The following is a 21,818-nucleotide window of genomic DNA, read 5'->3' as shown; positions in this document are numbered from 1 at the left end:
AGAATAAAGTGATCCAAGCATCACGACTAAGAACAAAGCCATCCGAGCATTGCGACTAAAAAATCAAGCGGCCGAGCATTACGGATAAGAATAAAGCCATTCAAGCAACAGGGAATTTATACCCCGAATTATCAAAGCTTGGCGCTTTTTAGCTTTTCTTTTCCTCCTACAGCAGCAAGATAGAGTATTTCTTTGGAACGAAAATCCTTTGAAATTATTTAGAATCCAGAGGATCTACCTCTCACACAATTTCTCAATACTCTATATTTTATTCGGATAAGTACATTATGAATCCTGTTCTTGCTGTTCTTCTACTGGTTTCATGTACAGATGATTTTAACAGTTGTTATTCCAATAAAACTATGGTTAAAATTTATCCCACAGCACAAGCATGTGAGCAAAAAATTATACCCTCAATTAAAGAATTTACCTCTTATGGAGAACAAATCTTCGCTCAATGCACAAATATCTCTGCCAGCGTACCACAACAAGAAATAACCCTTATCTGGTCTGTAACAAACAAAGGCAATTTTTTCCTAAAAGAACAAAATACTGATGAGACCGTAAGCTCAGCATTGTAACGCAAATGGGCAAAACTATTCTCCTCCACCAGCATCTTCCCATTGAACGAAAACAATTAAAAGTATACATTTGGTTAACGAGCAAAAATCAATATCAGCACTCAATAACAGTAAGGCATAAACCAATGTATGATTCCAAAGCTCAAAACAGTGAGCCCTGCGTTCTTTCACAAAACACACCATTAGATCCTGCCGTGGAACAGGTGAGAAAGAAATTGATGCGTTTGATGATCATCTCCATCTCTATCACACTTTTGTTAATTCTTGCTGTCTTTGCTGGAGTTATTTATAAAATTATAAAACCTGAGACAACGCTAAAATCGGCACAGCCTTTATCTTCTTCAGTGCCTCATCATACTTTATCTTTACCTGCAAAAACGCAAATTTTATCGCAAAGTCTTTCCCAACAAAATATGATCTTGAGACTCTTAACACCAGAAGGACAAACGAAATTTATGATTTATAATTACCACACCGGTGAGCTTCTTTCGGTTTTTTCGGTCAACATCACAGAAAAAACAATGGATTCTGACTCTTCTTTATAATGAATCGAAGAAGAATAAATAAAAATATCACCTTCTAAAATGAATAAAACATCTTAAAATGTTTAAGTATTTTCTTCCACTGAAGAAGAAGATGTTGCCCGGCGCCGACGTGGTTTTTTCTGCTCCTTTTCGCTTAATAAAGGAAGAGGAACAATTTTTTCTGCCGATGTGATAACTTTTTCAGCACTGTCTAAAACAACCGTTGATTGTTTAGAGGATAAAGTTTCTGAAACACGAACCCTACGAGAACGTGAAAGACGCCGTGATGATTTGGAAGCTTCAGCTCCTTCTTCAGCAGTTTGTTGCTCTTGCTGCTCAGCTTTATCAGCTCGAAAATTCTCATCTAATGTATCAGATGTATACTTCCCTTTTCTTTGATTTTTTCGCCCATCACCATTCCTTGATGAATGCTCTTGCAAGGACGGTCTTTCGTTATTATTATCCTCTCTATTATTATCCTCTCTTGTACTTTCTTCAGCGCTTGTGTCTTCGCATTCCTGCTCGTTATTTTCATCACGCTTATGAGAGTAAGACATTTGATCATTAGCTGCTAAAATAATACGCAAATAGTGTTCAGCATGCTGCAAATAATTCTCAGACATAACACTATCACCCGCTCCTTGCGCATCACGTGCAAGACTTATGTATTTATCAGCGATCTGCTGAGCATTTCCACGAATTTTAACATCTGGCCCGTTGCTTTCATAATTACGAGATAACGGATTAGGACCGCGACGATTATTATTGCCATTGTTATTGCGACCGCGTACGCGTCTATTCTGCTGTGGCCTCATATTTATCCCTTTTGGATTTTATTGCTCTTTAAATCTTCTCTTATTGCATTATTTTTTATAATGCTTATCACTTTCAAAATTTAGTTATTGAACCATCCCCGTTTCACTTAACTTAAACGATATTCCTTGGCTTCTTAATAAAGATATATATTTTGAAATATCACACAAAAACAGTACGGAATACTTAACCCAAAATTCCCTATCTCTCCGCTGACAAGCAGAAACCTAGAGATGTTCACAGAAAATGCCAAGTGTTTTTTTAAAATAAATCACAATTTCATTAAAAAAAATCATTTTATTGTCGAAAAACAACACAAAAACGCAAATATACACACATCTGTTGTGGATTTAAAAGAATATGTCTCCTTTTAAAATCCATTTTTCCGAATATAGACACTCCTTTATTTTTTAATATCATAAAAAGGCTTCCCCCTCTATGAATTTAATTATAAAGGAAATTCGCAATGCTATTGCCGAGTTCCTGCTCAAGATCTCGTTCGTTTGAATCCTAATGCCGTTTAATAGACGAATGTGAAGCAAAATATCCTTTTCACAAGACACTTCACTCTTCATATTTTCGCACTCATTAATTTTCGTTCAAAAAATTCATACTGACAATCCCTAAAAGCGGAAAAAAGTTCCATACTACGCAGATCCGCACAGCAAAATAAATTAAAGTAATCTTAAAAATGAAAATTGTAAGCTTTTTATAAGAAAAAAAGGTTATAAGCAAAATACAAAAGAGTGATATCCATGCTACACCAAAAAGATTCAGAAGGATTAGACACTCCTTCTACAACACACACCCCATTTATGATAAAATTTCCTGAGAGTGAAGCTTTGTTTGCAAAACGAGCTCAGCGCTTTACATCTTTAGCCACCACTCACTCCGCTAAAGATACCCTTCTCTTTCTAGCTCATTTTTGCACAATCCAACAACAATCAGTCAAACGATTTAAAGATTTTTCTCGTGCACTTGCTCGTTTTAGCACCATGTCTACTCCTTTTATTGATCGATCAAAGATATTAGAATTGGGTTTTTATGAAAGCGTTGTGCATGATTTTTTAAACAATATGTCAACTTATGCACTCCCTATAAAACAAAAAGAAGCTTTAAGCAGAATGCATCTTCGACAAGATCAATGGCACCTTTGGGGAAGCAATATACTCAATTGTGAAATTCCACTACAACAAGAAGGAGAGCACCTTTTTATTACTGGCGTTTTACAAATTATTTATTCTCTGGCAGCTTCACAGCTTAATACTGAAATCATAAAGATACAACAACAGAATCTTTGCCCTTCCTGTAGGGGAACCCATTCAGCCAGCATTGTTGTTGAGACAGGATTAGAAGAAGGCACACGACTTTGCTCTTGTCTTTATTGCGGCACCTTATGGCATTATCCACTTCTTCAATGCACCTTTTGCGAATCAATCCAAAACGTTTCTTCTTCTAATCTAGACAAGAGTTCAGGTGCTATTGTTGTTGAAACATGCCAGACATGTCAGCGTTCCTGCAACCGACTTGATCAACACAAAGATCCATCTTTGGATATGTTTGCAGATGATATTGCCTATATACTAGATCACCTCTCACAATCCTCTCTGCCTTTAAAACTAGGAGCTTTTAATCCTTTTCTAGCAGTATATATAAATACGCAGAACAAATAGCACATACTATAAACAAGGCAGAAAGATTATAGAGAAAAAAGAGTCTGAGAGAGAACATGAATATAAATTGAGAAGCAATAAAATTAAGCAATTTGAGTAAGAATCTTATTCTCGACAATTCTTTTTTCTCTGAAAAGAAGAGTCACATCATTGAAAGAAACCTTCTGGTATCGGGCAACACTCGATACTCTTAAGGGCAATTTTTGCTTTACATAAATGTCAAGAAATTTAAAAGTGGAGACCTTAAAAGTGATGATGCTCTTGGCTATTTCCTTCACCTTTTTCCTGCTCACCTAGAAGACAGTCACGCAGCAAAAAATAATTTCCATCTCCTGGACGAATAATTTTTATACATTTTTTCTTAGCATCATCGGAAACCTCTTCCCACATTTTGCGAATCGCAAAAAAAGCATCACTTTCTAGATGAAAACAACGATGATAGACTTGTTGCACCATATCGGGCACAGCTAAAGCTGCAATTTCTTTACAATAAACACGAAAATCAAATGTTGGAATAGTTAATTTAACAGGTTCTTCTTGTACGACCTCTTGTTTGAAAAAAAAGTGACCGATAATTGTTTTCACCACAAAATAAAAAGTCAGTACACAAAAAAGAACGATACAAAAAAAAGTAATTTTTTTATATAATTTTTTGCGATAGGATTTTCGCCTGGCGCGGAGTCTTTTTTCCATGAACAGCGTATCCTTTACTCTACCAAGAACAGATCATACTTGAGAAGAAAGTTAAATAGAACAAAAAACTATTATCAATTGTCTTACATCAAAAAGCAATCTTTCGTTCATTTTAAGAAAAGAATCTTATTGTTTTTCCAAGGCTAAAATCTTTTTTTACAATACACTCATCTTGTTTCTTTTCTTTCTTTTTCTTCATTCAATTTGCACAATTTTTCATGAGTATAATCAATTAAAGAACACACACCATCATCCTTATGGTGTAATAAGATCAATAAAAGGAGCAAATGAGCGTGACTCAATATTTGTATCGTTATATTCTTCCCTCTTTTTCATTCTAGCCATTGGGCTTTTTTGAAAATCAAATTTATTTTATGTTCACCAGCATTTCTGCTTTTTTCCAAAGCGATCTGTTTCCACGATCCAGCGTGATAACAAAGGTTCTTGCTGAACTAAATGCGCTGGTTTATTAATGATTGGAGGCTTTTTCCATCCTATGCAAGAGAACGGCACATTCTTTTGGCATCCCTCCAAGAGCACGACAGAGGCTAAAAGGGGAAAGAGTAAAAGTTTCAGCATTAATTTTCTCACGATTTTGAAGAGCCGATATCGCTTGTATCAAGGACCTTGTCCGTTCAAAAGAACGTCCATAAAAAAAGCTACTCAAAGCAATGACAATAACCAAAAGGATAGCAAAACCCCATCGAAATAAAAAAATCACTTTTGTTCTTTCCTCACTGTATCAATATACAAGATAATGCCCACAATCACAGCCACAATCATAATACCAGCCAAAGCCCACTGTACAGGACCATGTCCCGTAACAAATCCTGTAAGACCTGAAAAAGATGCAATCAATGGTGCAAAAACTTCTGCTTTGAAAAAAGGCATGCTCTTCGTTGTTTCCACCTTTTGATAATTAGAAGAAACATAAGCCCCTTTAGCCCATAAACCAGCCTCTGCTGCACGTCGATGCACCAATCCCTGCACACGTTTTCCTCCTGCTCTTATCCATTTTTGCAATTCGGCTGGTACGGCTTCATAATCTCCTTTGTTCAGCTTTTTTAAGAGCGTGGAATTACAAAATGCCTCTGTTCCTATATTATAACAAAAGGATACAAGAGCTGCAAACTGTTCATCGGTTAAAAACTGAGTGACTTCGCGTTCCACAGTTTGTTCAAATTGTTTCAAATCTTGTCGAAGTATAGTCTCTGCTTCAACCTGTGTGATTTCCATGCCATCTTGTACAACAGGTTTTCCTGCTTGTTCTGTATGTCCATATCCAATTGTCCACACGCCAATAACATCTTGATAAGCTTTTAAGCGTAATCCTTCCCATTGTTTAATGAGTGCAAACCCCTCTTTTGATATTTTTCGCATTTTCCTGATTCCATAAACCGCCTATAGGATGATTAAAATCGATGGTTTTCCCCTAATCATGCACTTTCCAGCTGACAATTCTCCAGCTGACAATTAAGTGCTCATTTTGGAAATCTTCCCGCTTTTTCTGATGAAAAGCTATGATCTTTTATTCCTGTTGTCAATTGTTCTTCCAAAGCCGTAATACGCTGTAAAAGTTGTATATAGTTTTTTTGGTGTTTTTTATCTTCACGCTTTCCTTCTTGCAGGATTTGCTTCAACAATGCATTTAAAGGGGCATGTCCCATTCTTCCACTCGCATAGAGAACAACACGAATATGACTAGGATCATCAATATCAGCAATTGAAAATGGAAAGAGTGCCATTTTATTTTTTCCTTTATTCTTGGATTTATCAACAGTCCATGAGGAAACTTTTCTATTCTTTCCAACGCATTATTGAGCAGCTGTCAGAGCCTCTATTTTCAATAATTTGAGATGAAATTCTCGTTATTCTTCCAATAATGCGTTGGAAAGAATAGAAAATGTAAGATAAAGAATCATTTTTATTGATGGAAAATATTTTATCTTTGCAAAAGCATTCTCTTCATGAAAGAAGAAAACCAAGCTAGCTCCTCATTTAAAAAGGTAGGATTCCTTGATCCTTTGCACAATTTTATTCTACCTCCACAATAACGATTGTAGATACATCGATGCTTTCCCTTATCCTACGAAGAAAGAAGAATAGACAAGAAAGCCTTTATGAAAGGCATCTTTAGCAAGAAAGAAACCTTTAAAAAGCGCATTTTTTCCATCATGGTGTTTCTCAAGAGACTGCAACCAATATTTTGCCCCTTCCCCATAGGAAAGCAGAAATTCTCTCTGTTTTTAGCACAGAAAGATTTTATATCTTAATGGCATAAATAACGGCCATATTTTGGGGACGTGTTTCATTTCCCCCTGTTTTATCGATGATTAATTTGTGAGTATGCTCTCCAGAATCAGCTGTATATCTTTGTTGTGTCCATCTACGTCTGAGAAGTCCTCCCCCTCCTAATGCATCATCTGCCGCTTCGTATCCTGTATATATGTGATCATGCAATCCTGATTTGTCTGTTGTTCCTGTATGGTCATGAGATTTAAAAGAGTCTTTTTGCTCACTTCCTAAAATACGGTCCTTATCAATTCCTTTTCCACTATCCAATCCCCGTAAAAACATACCACGAAAATCGGGAACATTAAAAGTTGTTGTGCCATCTCCTTTCCCCCACACTTCTCCAATAGCCTCAAAAAGGCTTGCATATTCCCCTCGGGCATAGGCTTTACCATCACACAATAACCATTCATCCGGAATTTTTTCCGTTGCAAAAGAAGCAATAAAGCCTGAAGGAAAAACACTGACTTTAGGGAGAACAACAGCTGGATTGGTTAAATACCATCCTTCTTCTTTTTTTTCACCGATTTCCGAATAATAGATCAGTTCATAAAGCCCTTCTTTTTGCATCTCGCCACCGGTCAACGGTCGGAGTCCCTCCTGTGTTCCTTTATAAATTGGCTGAGAAGACAATTGATTTAAGACAACACTTGTGGCTCCGACATTCGTTTCTTGCGCTTTAAATCGAAGCACAATACCATTTTGATAAGCTGCATAAGGAGCCTTAGTTGTCAAATGAATAGAGGTTTTTTTCTTACTTTCTTCTTTCTCTTCAGCCGTTATAGTGAATTTAACCTCAACGGTTCCCCCGATATCGGATAAATATTCTTTGACGCGCTGCATCATTGCACGAGCACTATCATTCACTGAACTTGGAGGTTGTCCTTCAGCCCAGTTGATTATTTCGTCGGCGCGAGCATTCTCAGCCGCAATAAGTGACCAATCATAAATTGAGCTCATAGGATTTATCCTTTTTTTGCAGACCACAACCAAGAAAAGAAAGAAGAAAAAAAGGCAAAGAATTTTTTCTTTGGTTTTTTGATCTTTTCCAATCCAAAGCCGAGCTTGTTATAATTCACATGCAATAAATGTGTTTTTATATTCATATAAACGGCATCGGGATTCAAACGAACGAGATCTTGAGCAAGAACCCCGCGATAGCGTTGCGAATTTCCTTTATAATTAAATTCATAGAGGGGATAGCCGTTCTTCTCCCCTACAAGAACGATATTTTCTTTAACGTTTACATCAGAAAGACCAATAATGCCTTTCAACAAGCCAAGCACGCGCTGCGCATCACGTAAGGGATCCTTTGTGATTGCAGGCATAGTTGTGGATTCTCCTGTTTTTGTTCCATAATTACCGGCTGCTTTGGTTCCAATTTGCAGCAATCTTTCCAATTGATTCCAGGCTTGATTATCCTGTTCGCGCCATTTTTCTTGCTCTACATCCAAAGCATGCTGCTTATTTGCATCTTGTACCATTCCGCCCTTCAAAGCATTATTTTGAGCATTGCTTTGTCCTTGATAGAAATTATTGGCTGTATTCACTTGATTTTGCATCGAACGATCAATCATCTGATTTGCGTTGAGCATATGATTAATATCTTGATTATATTGTTGTGCGGTTGCCTGAGTTGCCAATGCTCCCAATTCATCGGTAAGCATACCGGTATGGGCACCAGAGCCATAACGTCCTGCTCCTGCCATAGATTGATTAACAACATCGGATGTTTTATTCAGTGCTCTGCTAAGAGCATCATTAAATTTGCTATTATTGCCTATCCAATTTCCAGCTGCCATCTCAGAGAGATTTTGAGCACTTTTTGTAGGTTCTTTGAGCCACTCATTAAAGACTGAATTGTTATATTGATTGGCTGCATTTTCTAAACCCTTAAGAGCATTTTGTGTTGTTTCACTTAAATCAGCATGCCGTTCTCCTTGATAGACATTTCCCCCTATGCCTTTATTATACAAATTGAGAGCTTCAGCGCTTGCCTGTTTTAAGATATCCTCCGCCCACGAGGGTGGAGCGTTCGTTTGTGTCGTTGTTTGAACCTGAGGGCTTGTCCGTCTTCTCATGCTTTAAAACCTTTCTATAATGAATAAAATTGATAGCATATCCGTGATGAACAAGCATTTTCGCCCACCCAGATCTTCCCAGTGTCAAAATTTCATCAGCCTTGATAGTTCGTGCCCATTGTTCGAGTTGATCAATCAATGAAACCAGTTTGATGCCTCCCTGGCCAGCAAGGTCTAAAATAACAACGCGTTTTTTTCCATCGTGCGTTTTTTCAATTTTGGTTATTACAAAAGCACTAAATTCAGTTCTATTTTTTAAAATCAACCACAGCTGCGCCTGCCCACCAATGATCTCTTCAGCCATATGTTTCAAACACACATCATGAGGAAATCGTTGAGCATATTTCCGCATAGCTGCATTCATAGCCTCTCGATAAAGAGCCATTTTTTCCCAAGACCACTGATGCGTACAATGAAGAGAATAAAAATCTTCATGATCTGAGCGTTGTGTTACAATTTTAGCTTTTTTCTTCCAGGGCATAGCATCCCAACTTCTTAACTTTGCTCTCGCCAGAAGTTTTTTTGTTGCTATACTCAATACATCCCTTATCCCCATAAAATCTCTCACCATTTATCTAGAGCATTCTCTTATCCACAAACATAATCCTGCCATTCAATCTGCCCTACCTATGGAAGAAACACGCGATACATCACCAAAAACAGCCGGAGAATCCTATTGTCACCCTCCATTGCGCTCATTTATACTGATACCTCCTGATTGAATAACCCACCGCATCAGCATTTTGCCCAAGCATACTCACCATATTAAGCTTTTACCCTAGCATCCTCACCATTCTAGTTTTGTGCCTTAGCAAACTCGACGCATGAGCCCTATTCTTTGGTATGCTTAACGCATAAGCCCTATTCTTTGGTATGCTTAACGCATAAGCCCTATTCTTTGGCATGCTTAACGCATGCCGGCAGGCCTCAACTCGACATCAAATCCAGTGACATGAGACCAATTGACTCCTTCTGGTATCCGAAGCTTAAAGCGATAAAACCGCGCCCTAGCACGAGAATGAATTTGTCCCGTATGCGTAGAAGGTTGTCTTTCTGGCAACCAAACAGTTTCTTCCTCAAAGGCTTGACGAAAGCGCATACCAACCGACAAATAAAATGTTTTACTATTCACCTGGGGCATAATATTTCTCACCCTGGTTATCATACCATTTGTCTGTCCCATTTCTTGTGAGGTTATGACACAAGCCATAGGGGATCCAGAAAATGATCCGAGTCTCCCTTCACGATCGAAAGCTCCCAGAATTGGTGTTTCATTTTGCCACACTTTACTATCGAGAGAAAAAGGTAAATCATCCAGACTTTCTGAAACTCTATCAAGCCCTTCTAAGGTATATCCGGTTAGAAAAATAGGCAAAATCATTTTGATATTTACAGTCGCTTTGGTCCACTTTTGCAATCCCCAATCATAGATCAGCAAGATCCGCTCTTCGATCGTTTCATCGGCATCGATAACCCAATAAACGCGGTTATACACGCCATCGATTGCAGCACTCAGAGTAGATAATTGATTTTCTGAGATTTTTGCCACCATAGTTCGATCGACTTTTTCGAATCCGATCGGAGAAATTCGCCCATCTGTAGTAATTTGATAGAATCCTCCCTCATCAGCAAAGAAAGCGAGATCCCCACGACAAACTATTGATTCAGGGTTTTTTGCACCACGTTTATCATGTATTTTCTGGAAACTGAAGATAATCTTAGATCCAGGAATAAAAGAGCCGGCATAAATTGCAGAACGCATAAAGATTAACGGATTTGTTGTTTCTGTTGCTCCTTGCACATATCCCCCATCGGGAAAATCTTGATAATCGCAGCTTTTTTTCCCTACAGTCCAGAACTCAGCATCATTCAACCCAGACCAATGAACGCGTCGTGGATGTTCGGGTAATTTCATGAGACAAACGAAATCGCCCCAAACGCGAACAATTCCTGCTTGTGGAGGATTTCCACCTAAATCTCTAAAATTTTCATCTTGATTAATATCGATAACTTGAGGCTTATCATTTGCATTAACAGCGATAACATAATCGCCAAATAACGCAAAAGACCAAGGTGCATCAACATTAGCAAAATAGGATTTATTTTTACGCGTAATATCTTTCCACTGCAAAGTTGTATTATTGAGCTGATAGATTTTTTTTTCTGTTCCAGCAATAATCGACACACCATTTTTTGTTTTGACAGCGATAGCGCCTAAAATAGTCCCCGGACAAGGCTCTGATAATGGACTAAAATTTGGCATTGGGATATAAGATCCATCTGCAGGAAGCACATTGACAAGTTCATCGGTAAAGAGACTATTGATATGAGCAACATCGGGACGATAATCCGCAAGAGGAAAAAAAGCCATTTAAAACCCCGTTGAAAGAATATGAGAGCATCCTTCGCGACGCGATGTTTCGTAACGCAAGAGTTGGAGCTGTTCTTGAAAATCGCTAAACGCGACAGCAGCACATTCAGCATCTTTGAGAATATTTTTATAGAGTTCGTACTTTGCCCGTGCTTTAATTAAATCGAAAGCATAAACAAACCAAGGGTTCTGATCTTGCAGAGCGAGACTATCAGAAAAATGCGCTGGTCTCCAGAAGAGGCGAACAGTTTCAACAGTATCAGGTGTTGGGAACAGTCCGATTTGTTGATCCAAAAAGGTGTAGAATACGGGTGTTACTTGAACTGAATGACTTTTATATTCTTTTTGTGCTTTTTTCCTTGATTTATAAAGAAGGGGTATTCGCCTTGCTTCTTTTTTCTCAAGAACCAAAGATTCAATAACCATTTCTGTTTCAAGAAAAGCGGTATCTTCATATCCATACCATGTTTTTCCGCTTTGTGTTTTAAAGCGCATTTCCCGCATTTTATTGAAGAAAAAGGGCTCCTGTTCACACAAGCGAAGAGCAGTTACAATAGAATCTTGAATTTGAATAGAATATTCACCTGTTGTATCATCGACTTCATCCTGAATCAGCGCCACCATTTGCCCAAATGTTTTGGCATGATCGGAGATTTTTGAAACAAATGAATAAGATTGAGCAGAAGATTTTGTTAAAGAAGATCCAGGAATAGGCATGAGTGCTTCCTTTTTATTTTATTCCCTCCCAAAAGTTTAAAAATTGGCAGGGAATTTTATAATTTTTTTTAAGAAGAGAGAGCGTATGTTGAAATCACTATGGTTCCAAAATCCTGAGCTTTTTCACGCTCATTTTCCAAACTGAAGCGTGTTTTTTTCATACCAATAATTGTTTTTGCAGCAACACCAAACTCACGTTCATAGTCAAAGAGCTCTTCCACCAATTTATAGCGTGTTGCTCCCCGATCCTTACCGAAAGCGATAACAGTACTTTGTGCCCCTAGCAAAACGGCACGACGCACATGAGGAAGCATAGGGATCGTCTTACCATCCTCAGATGCCGGTCCTACACCTTCTGTGACATGCTCTGCTTCTCGTAAGATGACTCCATTATACATACCCAATGATCCATTATAGATGGGATTTTTCATACGGCTTCCACTGTAAATGGCCTTAGTGATATCAAGCCATTGCCCTGGCTCTGTATTGGATCGCAATTGTGTAACTTGTGTTGGATGGAGATAAAGGACATAAACATTTTCTCCATCGACACGCACAGGTCTAATTTTTGGGTTAGCAAGTTTAGCGCGTTCGACAGCTTTATCAATCAACTGAAGAGTAAAGATATCGCTTGATTTAAGATCTGCATCTTTTGTTTTTCCATTAGGACGCAGTATCCGTTTGTCGGTTGGTTCAGTTGGTGGATTAAATCCGTAATGCACAGGTTTTACCGCCATGGTTCGTCCTTCAAAATTGATTTTATTTGCTGTAAAACCACAGACATGAAGAAAGAACATCAGACTCAAACGATCTGCATACCAATCGACAAGAGCATTTTTGGCTTCTGTCCGTAAATTATGTAAAGTTCTCTGTTGATCGATTGTGCCTTCATTTCTAACACGAACAGCATGAGAAAGTTCATTAATGACCAAGCGATCCGTCAGGAATTGTAAATCTTCTTCTTTTCCTGTAAGAAGGTCTTTTTCAGTAACCCCCTCACCAAACAATTGGACACGTAAACCAAAGCTAATAGAATCTCCATGCGCTTTATTGGTTTCATCTTTCAATTGAATAATACTATTGGAATCTCTTCCAATAAGTGGTGCAATAGAAATTGCTTTTGAGACTTCTTGATTCAGTAATTTTGACCATGTACGTACAGCCATTGGATGATTAAGTCCGATGTGAGTTGCAGCCATTTTTCCCCCTCATAATTTTTGATATAAAAAAACCGGTATTGTACCGGGCGTTTATTGTTTCCTATCCTAATGCTCAGAACAGAAAGTTATTTTTAGTGTCTTAATTTTTTAGTATTTTTCCTCTCTTTACAGCCCTCCCCCACTCATTAAATGGTTAAAAGCAGCTTTGTTTTTTGGGTTATCGATCCAAACATTAAATTCTCCTTCGGACATCTTATCGAGAAGATCCAAAGAAATTGGCCCATTGGCGCTCAAACCATTAGAAGCGACAAGGGTACGGGCAGAATTTTGCCTCTCCTGAAGAGCTTTCTCCTCCCATACACTTTCTTGTAGGCTCTTTGTTTCCTTCATTCCTTGTAAACTTTGCCCTTGATAATTTTGTAGAATTTCACCTTTATGATTTTGTGGTGTTGTATAGCCAATAGTCTGTGCGATTGTATAAATCATCTCGGCCGGATTTTTATTCTTTTCACGACAATCTTGCACAATCTTTTTCAACTCATCGCCGATCATAGCATCAATAACGTTCGGATCTGCTAGTTCAGGATAAAGAGAAGCACAAGCAGCCAATTGCTTTGCACGCATCTCATAAACAAAATCAGCAGCTTGATTAAAATCGCTATGTACTTTTTTGACAGTCTCCACAGACTGATGAAAAAAAGATTGCAACCGCTCTGCTTCTGAAGCCCCCTGCCCCTGCGAAGCAGTTTGTTGCACTTCTGATGTCTGCTGTTTATTTTGAAGCATTTGTCCAAGCCATTGCAGATAGCCCATAAAGTCTTTTTGCGGATCTGGTGGAGCTTGCATTGGCTCTTCACTCTGATCGCCTTCATTCTCCTGCTCCAGTGAGACTATTTCATTTTCATCGTCCTCTTCTGCAAGGACATTACCTCCCTCTTCTCTCCCAGAATTTCCTTCCAAACTATCACTTGTTTCTTGCAAAGAATGCGTTTCCCATGCGTGCTGTTCTTCCAATGTTAAAGTTTCTTCATTCATTATGCTTTCCTCATTTGCCTAAAACAACAAAATGCCCCCATACCCACGCAGAGCACATATACAATAAATGCATCCCTCAAAATCCTGTAAAGCTTACGCAACACGGATACCTTCTGCTTCTTCTAGAAGCAGAAGACGCATCCCTCAAAATCCTGTAGAGCTTGTGCAACACGGATACCTTCTGCTCCTTCTGGAAATAGTAAACTCATCCCACAAGGTTCTGTAGAGCTTGTGCAACACGGATACCTTCTGCTCCTTCTGGGAATTGTTGGGGCCCTTGTTGCTCAGTAAGCACTTGACTGTTTTGCTGTGCTTTGAGTGTAATTTTATGGATAAGCGATGCAGGTAAAGGTGAATAGTGCAGAAAGTCGAGCATCATTTCTGGCGTTGCAAATTGTTGCATAAGCGGCAACAATTGCATAATAACGGAAAATGTCCGTTCTTTTTCATTTGTGCTTGTTGGTGCATCATCTACCACAATATCATATTCCAAACTTGTAACCATTTCCCGTGTAAGGGGCACATATTTAGCATTATCTTCTCCAGCAATACGAATTAAACGGCCATCAGAGAGATAATTTTGGATAAGATAGAGAATTATTTTTCCCTGTCGTTGTCGATAGCGACGCAATCCATCAAAGAAAGCAGCCAAAAGATTGAGCGAAGATTGCCGGCGTTTTTCTTCGAGTATACCTGGTTGATTGACGGAGCGTGTTCCTACAAACTCGGGAGACAATCCTGTCACCTGAGAAATAGCACCCTTTGCTTCATTAAAGAGTTGAAAAAAGCCATTTGGAAACTGGGCTACAGGTTTTGGTTGGACTCTTCCAGCGGCTACAGCACCATTTTTCAGCCAAGTAATACTATCAGCTCTTGCCCAACTTTCTGTTGCTTGTCGATCATCATCGAAGGCATCCCGCTCTGCCATGATACCGCCTTTGGATTGGCTATTAAGCAAATGCATGACTTGACTAAAATATTTATTAGCCCAACGTTGAGGGTCTTTGGCTGGACGTACGATTCCATAGAATTGTCGACTTAATTTATCGAATGTCCCAGTAATACATTCCCACCCCAATTGATTAGAAGGGACCAATGGTTTATCGGGAGGCTCGAGCAATTTTTTTCCTAAGAAAGCGCGTTTGACAACTTTTTTTGTCATTTTTGTTGCGGGAAACAGAGGAAATTCTTTTTTAATCTGTTCAAAGTCCTGTTCAGAATACTCAGTAAACCGCCCAGTTTGAGGATTAAGCACCTTATAGATGACTTCACGTTCGAACCACCGGCATTCAGCCAGAGTAACCATTTTAGGGCTTTGCAGAATATTTTCACCTTCCCCGAAGCTTTCATTTTGGTAATCTCCATTCCCAACGCTATGCAAACTCATTCCCGTTTGCTGTTGCACCCAATCTGCATTGAGCTCACTCCAATGCACATTTGGGAACATTTCTTGTGCAATTTCCAGTGGTTTTTCATCGATATACCACACCCGCTGAGCATCAATAAGATTAGGTTTAACGGCACTTGTATCCCACACCATTTTCATAGGATCGAGCCGTGCAATGACGGGTTTTCCTCTAGGATCTTCTTCATAATCGAGCCGAGTATCGGTCCATCCCATCCCACAAATAACCGTATCTTGAAAAGCATCGGAATCTTCATATTCACCATGCGCCTCATCACGAAACCATTCTGCTGCTCCAGTGAGGATTTGATTAGCGATAGCAGCGCCTTCTTGTCGTGGAATAAATTGAACATGGCGTTTATTATTGCGTTCGGTTCCAACGACAGCATTAATCAAGGGCGCAACACGATTGAATGTCATAACGGGTCTGTTTTGTTCCCGTAAAACAGCAAGATCTTGTTCATTCCACTGTCGCCCATTATAAAAATCGTAATCTTCTTGAGCATTTTTTCGCCATTGCTCGACATGAACAATATCCTCTTGATACCAGTTAACGAGCTTTTGAAAGAGCGCCTGATGTTCGAGGGTTTCAATTGAATTAGAAGCAGTCTGCATATTCATTAAAAAGCCATCCATGATGTTGTAGAAGAAGAGGGACACGACCGATAAGCCTCTCGTTTTTTGTGAGCACTGGGTTGTTCATAGGCCACGCATAACAGCCCGAAGCTATCGGCACCATGGCTTGCCCAATCGTGTTCGGCTCCCAAACCGATATTACGTTGTTCATCGCGTTTTTCGTGATACCAGGCAAGGGCTTTTCGCCCAGCGGTTGTTGTCTCACGATTAAACCATATAGCGGGGAATAATCGTCTTACAGCTTCGATCCGCATTTTGACAGCACCGACACCTTGATTAGGGATAATTTGGGTACGAAAACCAGCTTGTTGGAGTGCACTTTCGAAACTGACATTATAGACACGATCTTTTGTAGCTCCATCATGAGGCAAAACCATCAGTGCTTTTTCATAGCCCTTTTGACAGACCCATCCGATATGCTCTGATAAGGGCTGTCCTTGTGCTTCATAATAATCGAGAACACGAATTTCGCGTCCGACAAATTGCGCCACCCATAGAGCGGTTGCATCGGCTTTAGCGCCGGTTCCGCCGATATCCCAAAAGATTTTGACCTGGATCAGAGGATCACGCGGCACTGTAGTAATACGCCCTTCTTGTTCTGCTTCAAGCAGCAATTTTTGGTAATAAGCCCCTTGCATTGCCTGCAGATATTCCCCTTCCCAAATATGTTGATATTGTTCAGGCCTTTGTTCTAAATCAGCTTGTCGATCGCGATTAAGTTTCGCAGGAAATTTTGGATTGTCGCGCCAATTAATTTCAACGCCTTTGATATTAGGATCTTTGGTAAAACGGAACCGTTTTTCAACGGCAGCATTTTCTCGGCATGGGTTCCATGTCACCCATAATTCGGAATGCCACTCTTTTCCCTCTTCTCTGAGCGTTGGAATCAGGATTTGCCAAGCGGCATCGGTTACAGGCTCGGCCTCATCGACCCAACAGAGCAAAATACGCCCCATAGATTTAACGCTAGCGATATTGCGATCAAGACCAGCAAAAGCATAAACGATACAGCCGTCTTTTGATCTAATATATTTATCGCCAATTTCATAATAGTCGCTTAAAAAGGGATAGGCCTCGATAGCACGTTTAATTTCTTCGAGAGAACTTTCAGCCAATGAATTTTGGAATTGTCGCGCACAAAGGATAATGCCTCGTTCTCCGGCTTTTCCATGATGATAGCCAATCACAGCTGTCATCAAAGCAAAGGAGCGTGTTTTCCCTGATCCCCTCCCTCCCCAAGCAGCACGAACATCAGCTTTTCCAGTAAAAACAGGGATGAGCTTTGGAATCAAGGCAATCTGAACGGTTGTCATTGTGCACTATAACCCTTGTTAACCGATAGAACTCTCTCTCATTATGAAGCACTATATGACCCTATTCAAAGAATACACTTTTCAAAAATAGATATCTGCTCTCTGCGAGATCCTTGCCCTTAAGACTCTTGATCCAAAAATCATAAAACATCATCCATAACAAAAGGATCCCGAAGAGTATAATTCCACTCCTCAACACAAAGAGTTAAGATCAAATAACGTCTTGACACATCGGTACTTGATTTTGGCACACCCAACCGCCACTTACAAAAATAATGATAAACGCAAGCCGAAGAAGCTGACAAAAAATACGGAACGTCTAAAAATGAAAAACAAGCAGCTGATAAATAACGATTTAAAGATTACCTAAGCCATACCCTAAAATATAAATCACTCACAATTTCTTAAAAAACTCTTCGCATTTATGGGTTTCTTGTAGATATTCAAACATAAACCTGGAACATACACCACTTTCCTCAATCGCTGAAAAGAAGAATTTCTATATTCCTTTAAAATCAGGGAATAGAGTATGGCTTAGGTAATCTTTAAATCGTTATTTATCAGCTGCTTGTTTTTCATTTTTAGACGTTCCGTATTTTTTGTCGGCCTCTTCGGCTTGCGTTTATCATTATTTTTGTAAGTGGCGGTTGGGTGTGCCAAAATCAAGTACCGATGTGTCAAGACGTTATTTGATCGTTTAGATCACCGATATTAGAAACCATCGGTACAATCTCAACACGCGAAATAACCTTGGTCTTTTCTTCATTTTCTCCCATCACATGCAAAGGCAAAACTTTTGCTAACAGAGAAAAGAAAGGAACAGGATTATTGATCGCATGATAACAAAGATAAGAAACCAAACCATCACGACCATACTGATTTCCCGCCTGTTCAGCTGCAGTAAGAAGTGCTTTTTTGAAAATCTTTGTTGTTTTATTCACCGTCCCTTTTGGCCGTCCTTTCCCCTTCAAAGAAAGAGAATTATCCTGTATCATCAGAGAGTTCCTTTTTCATATGCAAAACTTTAAAATTTGTCGAAAAAACGTTTTCACCAGACACGATCAATGACTCAATATCCTCAAGGACAGTGTGGGAAGCTGTGTTGCTCTGCGGAGTCTGGGCAGTAAAAAAAGTAATTAAGCAAATTTTAGCCTTTCATAAAGTTCAATGCGACAAAAGAGCCAATGAAACAGAGCTCTTTCTTTAGAGAAGTAGGTCTGTTCTATGGGAAGAAGGTTCTTCTTAAGAGAAAGAAACTTAATCTTGTGCATGAAGAGATTGTATTTTTTTTCTTAAGAAATGCTTTTGAATAACGGGAGATTTTCTTCCTGTGCTTTTTTAGAAAATCTCCCCAATTACCATTTCTTAATCAGCTTCAATTGCTAAGATAAATTATAAACACAAACAAAAAGCTTCTGCTGATTTCATACAACCAATGCAGAACACTTAAATAAAGACGAAATTGTGATTATGCCTTTATGATAGCTGTTTAGATTCACCTTGTCAAGTTTTATTGTATTTCTCTGTCATTTTACCCTTTCAAGCGTTTACTTTTTCGCTTTCTGTTTCAGGAGAAAAGATCAATTGCTCTCCTTCTTTTGTAATTGTCACGGTTGTATTATCATGGATTGTGCCCTTTAAAATACTTTCTGCGAGAGGGTCTTGAATTTCTCTTTGCATCATTCGCTTTAAGGGGCGCGCACCATAGAGAGGATCATAGCCTTTATGCGCGAGCAAAGTTCGTGCTTCTGGTTTGATCTGCAAGGCAATTTTGCGTTCACTGAGTAAATTTTGTAAGTGTTGGATTTGAAGATCAACGATTGCTTCGATATCTTTGCGCTGTAATCTTTGAAAGAGAATAATTTCATCGACGCGATTCAGAAATTCTGGACGGAAAGCAGCTTTTACCACTTGCATCACTTCATCTCTTGCTTGATGTGTTATTTGCCCTTCTGGCAATGCGGTCAAGATTTCGGCTCCGAGATTAGAAGTCATAATGAGGACAGTATTTCGAAAATCGACGGTTCGGCCCTGACTATCCGTCAAGCGTCCTTCATCAAGCACTTGAAGAAGCAAATTAAAAATATCGGGATGGGCTTTTTCAATTTCGTCAAAGAGAATAACCTGATAAGGTCTCCGTCTGACAGCTTCGGTGAGGATGCCTCCTTCTTCATATCCGATATATCCTGGAGGGGCACCGATCAGGCGTGCTCCGGCGTGTTTTTCCATATATTCGGACATATCAATCCGCAACATAGCCTGAGCATCTTGAAAAAGAAAAGCAGCGAGTGCTTTTGTGAGTTCGGTTTTTCCAACACCTGTTGGCCCTAGGAACATAAAGGACCCGATAGGACGATTAGGATCTTGCAATCCAGCGCGCGCGCGTCGTACAGCGCGTGCGATAGCATGTACAGCTTCAGCTTGTCCGACTACTCGTTTACCGATTTCGTCTTCCATGCGCAATAATCTTTCTCGTTCCCCTTCGAGCATTCGATCGACGGGAATTCCTGTCCACCGTGAAACGATTTGCGCAATATGTTCAGCTGTAACGATTTCTTCGACGAGATTATTTTGTTGATCATCATTTTCGGCAACATTGAGTTGTTTTTCGAGTTCAGGAATGACACTATAGGCCAATTCACCAGCGCGTTGGAACTGTCCATTTCGTTGTGCAATAGCCAAAGCATTTCGTGCTTCTTCGAGTTGTTTTTTCAGATCAGCAGCATATCCTAATTTTTGTTTTTCGGCCTGCCAAGCTTGTGTCATTTCTGCTGAATTTTTTTCCAGTGTTTCGAGTTCAGTCTGCACGATTTTCAAGCGTTCTTTTGCTGCGGGATCGACTTCTGTTTTTAAAGCTTCCTGTTCGATTTTCAACTGCATGATGCGCCGATCGATTGCATCGAGTTCTTCTGGTTTTGAATCGACCTGCATTCTCAAACGTGCGGCGGCTTCATCGATCAAATCGATTGCTTTATCGGGCAAGAAACGATCTGCAATATAGCGATGGGACAATCGTGCAGCGGCAATTAAAGCATTATCGGCCAAGCGTACTTTGTGGTGTTGTTCGTATTTTTCTTTGATTCCACGCAAGATAGAGATACTATCTTCCACGGTTGGCTCAGGAACAAAGACAGGTTGAAAACGTCGTGCTAGAGCAGCATCTTTTTCGACATATTTTCGATACTCATCGAGCGTTGTTGCGCCTACACAATGGAGCTCACCACGAGCAAGAGCAGGTTTAAGCAAATTGGAAGCATCCATAGGCCCATCTGATTTTCCGGCTCCTACGAGATTATGCAATTCATCGATGAAGAGAATAATTTGTCCATTTTCGGCTTGAACATCTGAGAGCACAGCCTTTAAACGTTCTTCAAACTCGCCTCGATATTTTGCCCCAGCGATCAGGGCTCCCATATCGAGAGCATAGAGTTGTTTATCCCGCAATGTTTCGGGGACATCACCATTGACAATACGGAGAGCTAGTCCTTCAACAATAGCGGTTTTTCCGACTCCTGGTTCTCCTATCAACACGGGATTATTTTTGGTCCGTCTCGATAAGACTTGAACAGTTCTTCTGATTTCTTCTTCTCGTCCAATTACGGGATCGAGTTTTCCCTCTCGTGCTTCTTTTGTCAAATCACGTGCATATTTTTCCAACGCTTCATATTGGCTTTCAGCATGACGACTTGTTGCTGTTTTTCCTTTTCGCATTGTCTTGATGGCTTCATCAAGAGCCTGCGCTGTGACTCCTCCTGTTGTCAAAATATCGGCTGTTTTTGCATTTTTTTCGAGAAGCAAAGCTTGTAGAGCACGTTCTACTGTTACAAATTGATCCCCTTCTTTTTGAGCAATTTCTTCTGCTTTTGCGAAAACTTTTGCCATAGGCTGAGACATATAGAGCTGCCCATTTCCGCCTTGTACTTTTGGCATAGCATCGAGCGCTTCTTTGAGCTCTTTTTGAATAGCTGGCAAATTGCCTCCTGCCTTCTGGATCAAAGAAACGGCCAACCCTTGGCTATCTTCTAAAAGCGCTTTCAAGAAATGTTCAGGCATAAACTGTTGATGATCAGAAGAAAGAGCACTGCTTTGCGCTGCTTGTAAAAAACCTTGAAGCCGTTCGCTATATTTTTCCAAATTCATTTTTTCTTTCTCTCTGCCTTCACAGGCTCTTTGTTTTCACGAGCTTGTACTTTACCGCTAAGCACTTTTTTCAAGCGTCTTCACGATCTTCCACACACCCATAAACAATAATTTACTTTAACAATAAAGAAATATGGGAACATCCTCTTCCTATAGCAAGAGGGAAATAAAACCTCTTTTGAAAAAGAAAACCTTTTTCCTCCACAGCCCTTCTCCTACAACCTCTCTCAACATTCCCTGATATTCCTGCCCCATAGCGCCTTCCCATACAGTAAGATTTGTCCATTCCTCCCCATCAGGCACGCTCTTACAGCCCTTTTTCAAAAGCATCATAAGGCTCAATTAAAGAGAAGAATGATACTGTAACATCTGCTTTGCCTCTCC

18 protein-coding genes and 1 pseudogene are annotated in these 21,818 nt (G+C 39.6%); 3 read left to right on the top strand and 16 right to left on the bottom strand.

Features of this window, described 5'->3' with window-relative positions; translation table 11 throughout:
- The first annotated feature begins 287 nt into the window (after positions 1–287).
- Both O99_RS04690 and O99_RS04685 read left to right on the top strand, forming a co-directional pair.
- Complete coding sequence (locus O99_RS04690; protein WP_035006614.1) at positions 288–581, top strand: hypothetical protein; 294 nt, start codon at positions 288–290, stop codon at positions 579–581.
- 125 nt (positions 582–706) lie between these two features.
- Positions 707–1,126 (top strand): hypothetical protein, encoded by a 420-nt coding sequence (locus tag O99_RS04685; RefSeq protein ID WP_035006613.1) that lies wholly within the window; start codon positions 707–709, stop codon positions 1,124–1,126.
- 62 nt (positions 1,127–1,188) lie between these two features.
- Here the strand turns inward: O99_RS04685 and O99_RS04680 are convergent, their stop codons facing one another.
- Positions 1,189–1,920, bottom strand: a complete 732-nt coding sequence (locus O99_RS04680; protein WP_035006612.1) for a DUF4167 domain-containing protein — start codon at positions 1,918–1,920, stop codon at positions 1,189–1,191.
- Between the two features lie 753 nt (positions 1,921–2,673).
- Between O99_RS04680 and fdhE the strand changes: the two genes are divergently transcribed.
- Positions 2,674–3,591, top strand: a complete 918-nt coding sequence (fdhE, locus tag O99_RS04675; RefSeq protein ID WP_035006611.1) for a formate dehydrogenase accessory protein FdhE — start codon at positions 2,674–2,676, stop codon at positions 3,589–3,591.
- A 243-nt stretch (positions 3,592–3,834) separates the two neighbouring features.
- Here fdhE and O99_RS04670 read toward each other — a convergent pair whose 3' ends face one another.
- The 15 genes and pseudogenes from O99_RS04670 to clpB all read right to left on the bottom strand — a co-directional run bounded on the left by O99_RS04670 (position 3,835) and on the right by clpB (position 21,434).
- Positions 3,835–4,284, bottom strand: coding sequence for a hypothetical protein (locus O99_RS04670; protein WP_035006610.1), 450 nt, complete (start codon positions 4,282–4,284; stop codon positions 3,835–3,837).
- Positions 4,285–4,753: 469 nt separating this feature from the next.
- On the bottom strand, positions 4,754–5,005 hold the full coding sequence (locus O99_RS04665) for a hypothetical protein (RefSeq protein ID WP_035006609.1): 252 nt from the start codon (positions 5,003–5,005) through the stop codon (positions 4,754–4,756).
- A complete protein-coding gene (locus O99_RS04660; protein WP_035006608.1) occupies positions 5,002–5,664 on the bottom strand; it encodes a lysozyme in 663 nt (220 codons plus the stop codon). The genes O99_RS04665 and O99_RS04660 overlap by 4 nt, the downstream gene beginning before the upstream one ends.
- Before the next feature lie 101 nt (positions 5,665–5,765).
- On the bottom strand, positions 5,766–6,029 hold the full coding sequence (locus tag O99_RS04655) for a hypothetical protein (protein WP_035006607.1): 264 nt from the start codon (positions 6,027–6,029) through the stop codon (positions 5,766–5,768).
- 517 nt (positions 6,030–6,546) lie between these two features.
- Positions 6,547–7,536 carry a phage tail protein gene (locus tag O99_RS04650; protein ID WP_035006606.1) on the bottom strand — a complete coding sequence of 330 codons (990 nt, stop codon included), beginning with the start codon at positions 7,534–7,536 and terminating at the stop codon, positions 6,547–6,549.
- Between the two features lie 5 nt (positions 7,537–7,541).
- Positions 7,542–8,657, bottom strand: coding sequence for a tail fiber domain-containing protein (locus O99_RS04645; RefSeq protein WP_035006605.1), 1,116 nt, complete (start codon positions 8,655–8,657; stop codon positions 7,542–7,544).
- 4 nt (positions 8,658–8,661) lie between these two features.
- Positions 8,662–9,138: pseudogene (locus O99_RS04640) on the bottom strand (hypothetical protein); the annotation flags it as partial.
- A gap of 426 nt (positions 9,139–9,564) precedes the next feature.
- Positions 9,565–11,028 (bottom strand): hypothetical protein, encoded by a 1,464-nt coding sequence (locus O99_RS04635; RefSeq protein WP_035006604.1) that lies wholly within the window; start codon positions 11,026–11,028, stop codon positions 9,565–9,567.
- On the bottom strand, positions 11,029–11,745 hold the full coding sequence (locus O99_RS04630) for a phage adaptor protein (protein ID WP_035006603.1): 717 nt from the start codon (positions 11,743–11,745) through the stop codon (positions 11,029–11,031).
- A gap of 68 nt (positions 11,746–11,813) precedes the next feature.
- Entirely contained in the window at positions 11,814–12,944 is a 1,131-nt protein-coding gene (locus O99_RS04625; RefSeq protein WP_035006602.1) for a N4-gp56 family major capsid protein, read from the bottom strand.
- A 126-nt stretch (positions 12,945–13,070) separates the two neighbouring features.
- Complete coding sequence (locus tag O99_RS04620; RefSeq protein WP_035006601.1) at positions 13,071–13,940, bottom strand: hypothetical protein; 870 nt, start codon at positions 13,938–13,940, stop codon at positions 13,071–13,073.
- Positions 13,941–14,145: 205 nt separating this feature from the next.
- Positions 14,146–15,966 (bottom strand): portal protein, encoded by a 1,821-nt coding sequence (locus tag O99_RS04615; protein ID WP_035006600.1) that lies wholly within the window; start codon positions 15,964–15,966, stop codon positions 14,146–14,148.
- Positions 15,966–17,294: a PBSX family phage terminase large subunit gene (locus O99_RS04610; protein WP_035006599.1), complete on the bottom strand. Its 1,329-nt coding sequence runs from the start codon at positions 17,292–17,294 to the stop codon at positions 15,966–15,968. The genes O99_RS04615 and O99_RS04610 overlap by 1 nt, the downstream gene beginning before the upstream one ends.
- Positions 17,295–17,971: 677 nt before the next feature.
- A complete protein-coding gene (locus O99_RS04605; protein WP_035006598.1) occupies positions 17,972–18,289 on the bottom strand; it encodes a hypothetical protein in 318 nt (105 codons plus the stop codon).
- Between the two features lie 544 nt (positions 18,290–18,833).
- Positions 18,834–21,434 (bottom strand): ATP-dependent chaperone ClpB, encoded by a 2,601-nt coding sequence (gene clpB, locus O99_RS04600; RefSeq protein ID WP_035006597.1) that lies wholly within the window; start codon positions 21,432–21,434, stop codon positions 18,834–18,836.
- Between the last annotated feature and the right edge of the window lie 384 nt (positions 21,435–21,818).

This window comes from Bartonella rochalimae ATCC BAA-1498 (assembly GCF_000706645.1).
Classification (GTDB): domain Bacteria; phylum Pseudomonadota; class Alphaproteobacteria; order Rhizobiales; family Rhizobiaceae; genus Bartonella; species Bartonella rochalimae.
The sequence above is the reverse complement of the archived record's forward strand: the minus strand, read 5'-3'. Positions and strand labels throughout refer to the sequence as shown.

What these genes read in the sequence shown, in the direction of transcription:
- O99_RS04690 (WP_035006614.1), top strand. Translation starts at nt 288, where the DNA reads ATGAATCCTGTTCTTGCTGTTCTTCTACTGGTTTCATGTACAGATGAT.
- O99_RS04685 (WP_035006613.1), top strand. Translation starts at nt 707, where the DNA reads ATGTATGATTCCAAAGCTCAAAACAGTGAGCCCTGCGTTCTTTCACAA.
- O99_RS04680 (WP_035006612.1), bottom strand. Translation starts at nt 1,920, where the DNA reads ATGAGGCCACAGCAGAATAGACGCGTACGCGGTCGCAATAACAATGGC.
- fdhE (WP_035006611.1), top strand. Translation starts at nt 2,674, where the DNA reads ATGCTACACCAAAAAGATTCAGAAGGATTAGACACTCCTTCTACAACA.
- O99_RS04670 (WP_035006610.1), bottom strand. Translation starts at nt 4,284, where the DNA reads ATGGAAAAAAGACTCCGCGCCAGGCGAAAATCCTATCGCAAAAAATTA.
- O99_RS04660 (WP_035006608.1), bottom strand. Translation starts at nt 5,664, where the DNA reads ATGCGAAAAATATCAAAAGAGGGGTTTGCACTCATTAAACAATGGGAA.
- O99_RS04655 (WP_035006607.1), bottom strand. Translation starts at nt 6,029, where the DNA reads ATGGCACTCTTTCCATTTTCAATTGCTGATATTGATGATCCTAGTCAT.
- O99_RS04650 (WP_035006606.1), bottom strand. Translation starts at nt 7,536, where the DNA reads ATGAGCTCAATTTATGATTGGTCACTTATTGCGGCTGAGAATGCTCGC.
- O99_RS04645 (WP_035006605.1), bottom strand. Translation starts at nt 8,657, where the DNA reads ATGAGAAGACGGACAAGCCCTCAGGTTCAAACAACGACACAAACGAAC.
- O99_RS04635 (WP_035006604.1), bottom strand. Translation starts at nt 11,028, where the DNA reads ATGGCTTTTTTTCCTCTTGCGGATTATCGTCCCGATGTTGCTCATATC.
- O99_RS04630 (WP_035006603.1), bottom strand. Translation starts at nt 11,745, where the DNA reads ATGCCTATTCCTGGATCTTCTTTAACAAAATCTTCTGCTCAATCTTAT.
- O99_RS04625 (WP_035006602.1), bottom strand. Translation starts at nt 12,944, where the DNA reads ATGGCTGCAACTCACATCGGACTTAATCATCCAATGGCTGTACGTACA.
- O99_RS04620 (WP_035006601.1), bottom strand. Translation starts at nt 13,940, where the DNA reads ATGAATGAAGAAACTTTAACATTGGAAGAACAGCACGCATGGGAAACG.
- O99_RS04615 (WP_035006600.1), bottom strand. Translation starts at nt 15,966, where the DNA reads ATGAATATGCAGACTGCTTCTAATTCAATTGAAACCCTCGAACATCAG.
- O99_RS04610 (WP_035006599.1), bottom strand. Translation starts at nt 17,294, where the DNA reads ATGACAACCGTTCAGATTGCCTTGATTCCAAAGCTCATCCCTGTTTTT.
- O99_RS04605 (WP_035006598.1), bottom strand. Translation starts at nt 18,289, where the DNA reads ATGATACAGGATAATTCTCTTTCTTTGAAGGGGAAAGGACGGCCAAAA.
- clpB (WP_035006597.1), bottom strand. Translation starts at nt 21,434, where the DNA reads ATGAATTTGGAAAAATATAGCGAACGGCTTCAAGGTTTTTTACAAGCA.